This is a genomic window from Loigolactobacillus zhaoyuanensis (genome assembly GCF_003946385.1).
GTDB classification, from domain to species: Bacteria; Bacillota; Bacilli; order Lactobacillales; family Lactobacillaceae; genus Loigolactobacillus; species Loigolactobacillus zhaoyuanensis.
The window spans coordinates 1-5,838 of the sequence record NZ_RHOE01000099.1 but is presented as its reverse complement, the minus strand read 5'-3'; the positions used below and the strand labels follow the sequence as shown (position 1 = coordinate 5,838).

The window sequence follows — 5,838 nt, the reverse complement described above, 5'->3', positions numbered from 1 at the left end:
GTTGCGCGTAGCTGTGGTTCAGATTGATCCATTTTGATTTGTACAATATCGGGTTTTGCCAATAAAAATCACCTCACCAATTATTTGATGAGGTAATCATAACTTGGATTTAGTTAGTTTGATAGTCGGTCAGTTATTTGGTGCTTACCGTGCACTTGCAACTGCCGGTGACTTTCGTATTATGACTATCTAAAAAGCGAGCACCGTTGTGGATGTTCGCTTAGTGTGTTAAGTGGGCTAACCCTTTTTGCGGTTAGCTTTTTTTATCGGTATGCCGTTTACATGCTACTCACTGGATGGCATTTAGCGACTTCTCAGTAAAACTTATAAAAAATAAAAAAGGTTGCCATATCAGCGCTTTGCGCGTTTATGACAACCAATGCGGTCCTGTTATTGGGTAACTAGGGATCGAACCTAGAAATTACGGATTCAGAGTCCGTTGCGTTACCATTTCGCTATTACCCAATGATGCGAAAACTCATCAACGAATAATAGTTTACCTAAAATTTAACGGTCTGTCAATTAATAATTTGATTTTTTATACAAAAAGCGAATAACGACCTTAAGACCAATCATGCTTTAGTAAAAAAAATGCACTACCGATCAAACCGACGCCAACTAGACTTAATAGTAAATTAACTTGTTCCCCTGTTTCTGGTAGTAAATGGATCAAAAAAGTTTTCGCTGGTTGTTTTTTCTGTGTCGTTGCCGCCGTTTTGGCAACTAATTTCGCAGTTTCAGTTGTTGTTTCGGTCACTGCTGAATCTTGCACCAATTTAAACGGGGTATCTTCTTTGGTCACTGGCTTAGTGGTGGTCACCTTATTACTAGCTGCGGCAGTTGCCTTTTTATCTGCGTTTAAATCGGCAAACAAATCATGCTGGTCAACTTTAGTGACTGCTGTCGCTTTTTGCTGAACTTCTCGCGTAGTCGCGGTTTGCTGCTTGAGCCATGTAGTTAGCGACGTGACCGTTTGCTCAGTCTCACCGATCGTAGCGACCGTTTGTAGTGGTAACAACCGTGAGTGCAATTCAGCAGTATCATCTTTTTCCAGTCGGTCGATCAATTGATTAAGTTGCGTGCTTAATTGCGGGTAACGCTGGGCCAATCGCTGCAGCATCGCTACTAAATTAGCGGTGGTCGGTGTGTCTTGGTTTGACGTTGATCCCGTATTTTGTGTCGCTTGATCATTTGCTGCCGGCGTTGCGGGTGCCGTTGTGACTGGCGGCTCAGTTGTTTCAGTTGTGTCCGCCGTTGATTGACTACTTGTAGCGTCCGCAGCATCAGCAGTTTGGGCGGCTGGTGCAACCGACTCGGATTGTGTCGTCGGCAGTGTTGCCTTGCTTGCAGGTTCTGCAATGCCAGTCGCAGCCGTCCCTGGTGCTACCGCCGTGCCTTCAAGTTGTGGCATCACCGGTTTTGTCGGCGTTAATAGCCCACTTGTAACTGCTGGTGCTTCACTATTAGTTGCCGACGCTGTATCCGGCACAGTTGACGTAACACTAGCGTCGGTTGCAGCAGGCGTTACCGGCGTAGCTGCCGCATTCGTATTAGTTTGTGCCCCCAGAATCCCTAAACTCAACAAAACGCCGCCGCTAATGATCCAATAGCGCAACGTATACTTTAATATAGACATCTAAATCCCTCCAAATAGATGACGATCCTCATGTTAATTATATCCTACCATATTTATAATGTGAGCGCTGTAACAAAACTTTTAAAATGCAAAAAAAATGCGTGACTAGCCAAATGGCCGTCCACGCATTTATTCAGTTGCTGAATTATTGGTTGTTTCACTACCATAGTGATCCAAGAAATAGATCAGCGTTTGCAATTCATTGGCCAGATCGACATTTTGTACACGCACGGTTGCAGGCACTGAAACGCGAATTGGGGTGAAATTCATGATTCCTTTAACGCCAGCATCAACTAATTCGTCGGCAACGATCTGCGCATCCTCGATCGGCACGGTTAAAATCGCCACGTCGACTTGTTGGATCTGCAATTGTTCCTTCATCTCAGCCATTGGATATACGGGCACACCGCTTTGGATCGTGTTAGCGATCGCTTCATTAATATCAAACGCCGCACTAATGCGGACACTGTTCGTTTGCCGGAAATTGTAGTTCAACAACGCATGACCTAAATTACCGACCCCAATCAACGCCACATTGGTCAGGCGATCTTGATTGAGCGTTTTTTTGAAGAAATTAAGTAAATTTTCTACATCGTAACCATAGCCGCGCTTGCCCAGGGCACCAAAGTAAGAAAAGTCGCGGCGGATCGTGGCCGAATCAACTTGAACTGCTTCAGAAAGCTCTGTGGAAGAAACGCGCTGCTTACCCGCATTAAATAGAATATTTAAGTATCGATAATAAATCGGCAATCGTTTGGCGGTTGCCTTAGGTATTTTTGCTTCAGCCATTCGCTCAGCTCCAAACTATATTTTTTTCAATTTGTGAATTAATTTCTTATTAACACTTGTTATCATACTGTAATTGCTTGTGAAAAGCAATTGATTGCTCACAACTTGTTTTGCGCATGCGGTCCGAAAACCACCAAGATATGGTAGACTAGAGAGTGGTAAAAATACGCTTAAATTTTAAGAAACGTTCCGATCCAGCTTAAATTAATCAAAAATATTAAATAACAACAATCAGTTTTAACCAATAATTCATTTAGAAAGAAGCGAACCTCGTGATATTATTACAAGCACAAAACGTCGCCCGTCGCTTTGGCGCAGAAGTTTTGTTTGAAAATGTGCAACTGGAGGTCCAAAGTAGCTCGCGGGTCGCTTTAGTTGGCCGCAATGGTATCGGCAAGTCCACTTTACTGAAAATTTTGATCGATCAAAACCCACCTGATGAAGGCCAAGTCGTTACCAGCAAAGGCGTCAGCATTGGTTATTTGTCCCAGGATACTGGCTTAGATAGCCAACACACGATTTTTGCGGAAATGCTGACGGTGTTCGCTGACCTGCGGCAAATGGAGCAGCAGATGCATCAGTTAGAGGCCCAATTAGGCGAGCACGACTTGTTGGCCGATGACGAAGCCTACCAGCTAGCCTTAAAACGCTATGAACAATTACAACACACCTTTACCGAACGCAACGGCTACGGCTATGAAGCCGAGATCCGTAACGTGTTGCATGGCTTTGGCTTTGATGCCGATTTTTATGAGCATCAAGTCAGCACCCTATCTGGTGGTCAAAAATCCCGCTTAGCGTTAGCCAAATTATTGCTGGAAAAGCATGATTTATTAATTTTAGATGAACCGACTAACCATTTGGATATTGATACTTTGACCTGGCTGGAAAATTATCTGCAAGGCTACCCTGGCGCGCTGTTGATCGTCTCCCATGATCAATATTTTCTCGATAAAGTCGCCAACGAAGTCTATGATCTTAGTCAGCACACTACCCGCCATTATCGCGGCAACTACACGCGCTACCGAGAACAAAAAGCCGCTAATTTGACGCAAGAGTGGAAAGCTTACGAAAAACAGCAAGCGGAAATTGCTAAGTTACAAGATTTTGTTGATAAAAATATTGTCCGCGCCTCGACCACCAAGCGGGCCCAGAGTCGCCGAAAACAATTGGAGAAAATCCAGCGGATCGAGCGGCCTCAAAACGATGACAAAACTGTTCGTTTCAGCTTTACTGCCGATAAATCCTCTGGTAATCAAGTGCTAGATGTGACCAACGCGGCCGTGGGCTACGCTGATACGACGTTAGCCGATCCGATCAATCTACAAGTCAAGCGCCACCAAGTCATCGCTATCACCGGACCAAACGGCGTCGGCAAATCAACGCTGCTTAAAAGCATACTTGGTCAGATCCCCTTTCTACGTGGTCAAGCTCAGTTTGGAACGGGCGTTGATGTGGGTTATTACGATCAGGAACAAGAAAAGCTGCATCGCGACAAAAATGTGCTCAACGAAATCTGGGATGAGCATCCCACCTTGCCAGAAGTCGATATTCGCCGTATTCTTGGTAGTTTTCTTTTTACCGGTAGCGACGTTGAAAAGTCAGTTGCCAGTCTTTCTGGTGGCGAACGGGCGCAACTGATGCTAGTTAAATTGGCGATGAACCACAATAACTTCTTGATTTTAGATGAACCGACTAACCATTTGGACATTGATAGCAAGGAAGTCTTAGAAGAAGCGTTACTCAATTACGATGGCACAATCCTCTTCGTTTCCCATGATCGCTATTTCATGAATCACCTGGCGACTTTGACCGTTGAACTATCCCGCGCCGGCACACAAACTTACCTTGGTAATTACGATTATTACCTCGATAAAAAAGCTGAGGCTGAAGCCATTGCAGCGGAAAAAGCGCCGGTCGTCACTGCTACGGCTACCAGTGCTGCACCGAGCACGGATCAGCAGCAATACCAGCTGAACAAGGAGCAACAAAAGCAAGAACGCAAATTACAGCGCGAAATTGCGGCTTTGGAAGCGCAGATCGAAACCTTGGCTCAGCAAGACCAGCAGTTACAGCTGGCCATGACCCAGCCAGACACCCTGCAAGATCCGGCCAAGTTAACCGAGTTGCAACAACAATTGGAAACCGTTAATCAGCAACAACAAACCGTTGAAGATCAATGGGAACAACAAAGTTTAGCGCTGGAAGAATTACATGCTGAATAGAAAAACGTTTAGTCTCATTCTGATGCACCAGTGTTAGATCACTATTTTATGAATTAAATTAAACGGTTTAGGTAGCTCAAAGAGTATAAATAGTTATTTTTAAAATAGGTTATAGGCGCGCAAAAACACCGGTAAAACAGTCAAGAAACTGTATTACCGGTGTTTTTGTATCTGAATGCCCAGCCGGCCACTGTCGCGCGTGCTTAATAGCCGAACTAACAAGTAGTAAATACTAGCGCTTAATCACTAAACCGAACCTGCTTGCGTTGTCGATCAAACTAGGGCAACGACCGCCAAGTTCAAGTCGTAGTCTCTTTTTAAAGGTAACTTAATTTAGTTGGTTATTTACCTAATAATTTTTTATGCGATCCCGTAGCAAGTAGTAAAATTTTTGTTCGGCCTTGATCCACTCTGTAAATCAAAAGCCAATCCCTACCATCAATATGCAGTTCACGATCACCCTGATGGTTACCTTGAAGACCATGATCGTGAAGCTGCCGTAATTTTGCTTGATCATTAACACTAATTGCATCTAGTGCCACATAGAGTAGCTCTAAATTATAATGCTTGCGTTTTAATACCTTGATTTGCCGTAAAATAGTCGGCGTCCATGATAATTCGGTCATAGATCATTAATAGTTTGCTTAAAGTCTTCAAGTGATCCTGATTCATATTCGCCACGCGCATATTGTGCTCGTGATTCTTCCAGAGCTGTCATAAATGGATCCCGTGCGGTGGGTACAAACGGCAATTCATGAGTTCGTGCAACTTGTTTAAAGGTCATTGTGATCAACGTGGTCATATCTAGACCCATTTCCTCTAAATCGTGCTGTACTGCTTCTTTTAGCTTTTTATCCATTCGGACGGTTACTCGATCTGTTTCCTTATTTACCATCAGTATCAACCCCCTTTTGTCCACTCAATGATAACACGTTATTAGCTTTTTGTACTAACAAAAGACATGCTCTGAAATATTTGCATCAATTCAACCAAATAACGCAGCCATCAGCCGACCTAGATCAGTTAATGACTGCGTTGCTTTTTTTATGAAAAGAATTAAAAAATGAGTATACAAAACAAAAGGGTAGCCAAAGCACAAAAAAATTTGTATACTCAGGTTGTTATCGGATTCAATTATTAGTTGAGATCAGAGCCTGTTGCGAGCGCTCTGATTTTTTTAGTTCCTGA

Annotated in this window: 5 protein-coding genes and 1 tRNA gene; 1 reads left to right on the top strand and 5 read right to left on the bottom strand. The window is 43.6% G+C overall.

Going from position 1 to position 5,838, the window contains the following annotated elements; translation table 11 throughout:
- Positions 1 to 393 precede the first annotated feature (393 nt).
- From EKM76_RS12575 to EKM76_RS12565, 3 genes are all read right to left on the bottom strand, one after another.
- Positions 394 to 465, bottom strand: a tRNA-Gln gene (locus tag EKM76_RS12575).
- A 97-nt stretch (positions 466 to 562) separates the two neighbouring features.
- Positions 563 to 1,636 (bottom strand): LPXTG cell wall anchor domain-containing protein, encoded by a 1,074-nt coding sequence (locus EKM76_RS12570; RefSeq protein ID WP_125550948.1) that lies wholly within the window; start codon positions 1,634 to 1,636, stop codon positions 563 to 565.
- Positions 1,637 to 1,765: 129 nt separating this feature from the next.
- Positions 1,766 to 2,425, bottom strand: coding sequence for a redox-sensing transcriptional repressor Rex (locus tag EKM76_RS12565; protein ID WP_125550947.1), 660 nt, complete (start codon positions 2,423 to 2,425; stop codon positions 1,766 to 1,768).
- Between the two features lie 272 nt (positions 2,426 to 2,697).
- Between EKM76_RS12565 and EKM76_RS12560 the strand changes: the two genes are divergently transcribed.
- The gene (locus EKM76_RS12560) at positions 2,698 to 4,650 is read left to right on the top strand and encodes an ABC-F family ATP-binding cassette domain-containing protein (RefSeq protein ID WP_125550946.1); all 1,953 of its coding nucleotides are present in this window, start codon (positions 2,698 to 2,700) and stop codon (positions 4,648 to 4,650) included.
- A gap of 341 nt (positions 4,651 to 4,991) precedes the next feature.
- Here the strand turns inward: EKM76_RS12560 and EKM76_RS12555 are convergent, their stop codons facing one another.
- Both EKM76_RS12555 and EKM76_RS12550 read right to left on the bottom strand, forming a co-directional pair.
- Entirely contained in the window at positions 4,992 to 5,276 is a 285-nt protein-coding gene (locus EKM76_RS12555) for a type II toxin-antitoxin system RelE/ParE family toxin (protein WP_125550945.1), read from the bottom strand.
- Entirely contained in the window at positions 5,273 to 5,545 is a 273-nt protein-coding gene (locus tag EKM76_RS12550) for a type II toxin-antitoxin system RelB/DinJ family antitoxin (RefSeq protein ID WP_125550944.1), read from the bottom strand. Before EKM76_RS12550 ends, EKM76_RS12555 begins: the two co-directional genes overlap by 4 nt.
- Positions 5,546 to 5,838: the final 293 nt, after the last annotated feature.

Coding starts and splice junctions, on each gene's coding strand:
- EKM76_RS12570 (WP_125550948.1), bottom strand. CDS start 1,636: ATGTCTATATTAAAGTATACGTTGCGCTATTGGATCATTAGCGGCGGC.
- EKM76_RS12565 (WP_125550947.1), bottom strand. CDS start 2,425: ATGGCTGAAGCAAAAATACCTAAGGCAACCGCCAAACGATTGCCGATT.
- EKM76_RS12555 (WP_125550945.1), bottom strand. CDS start 5,276: ATGACCGAATTATCATGGACGCCGACTATTTTACGGCAAATCAAGGTA.
- EKM76_RS12550 (WP_125550944.1), bottom strand. CDS start 5,545: ATGGTAAATAAGGAAACAGATCGAGTAACCGTCCGAATGGATAAAAAG.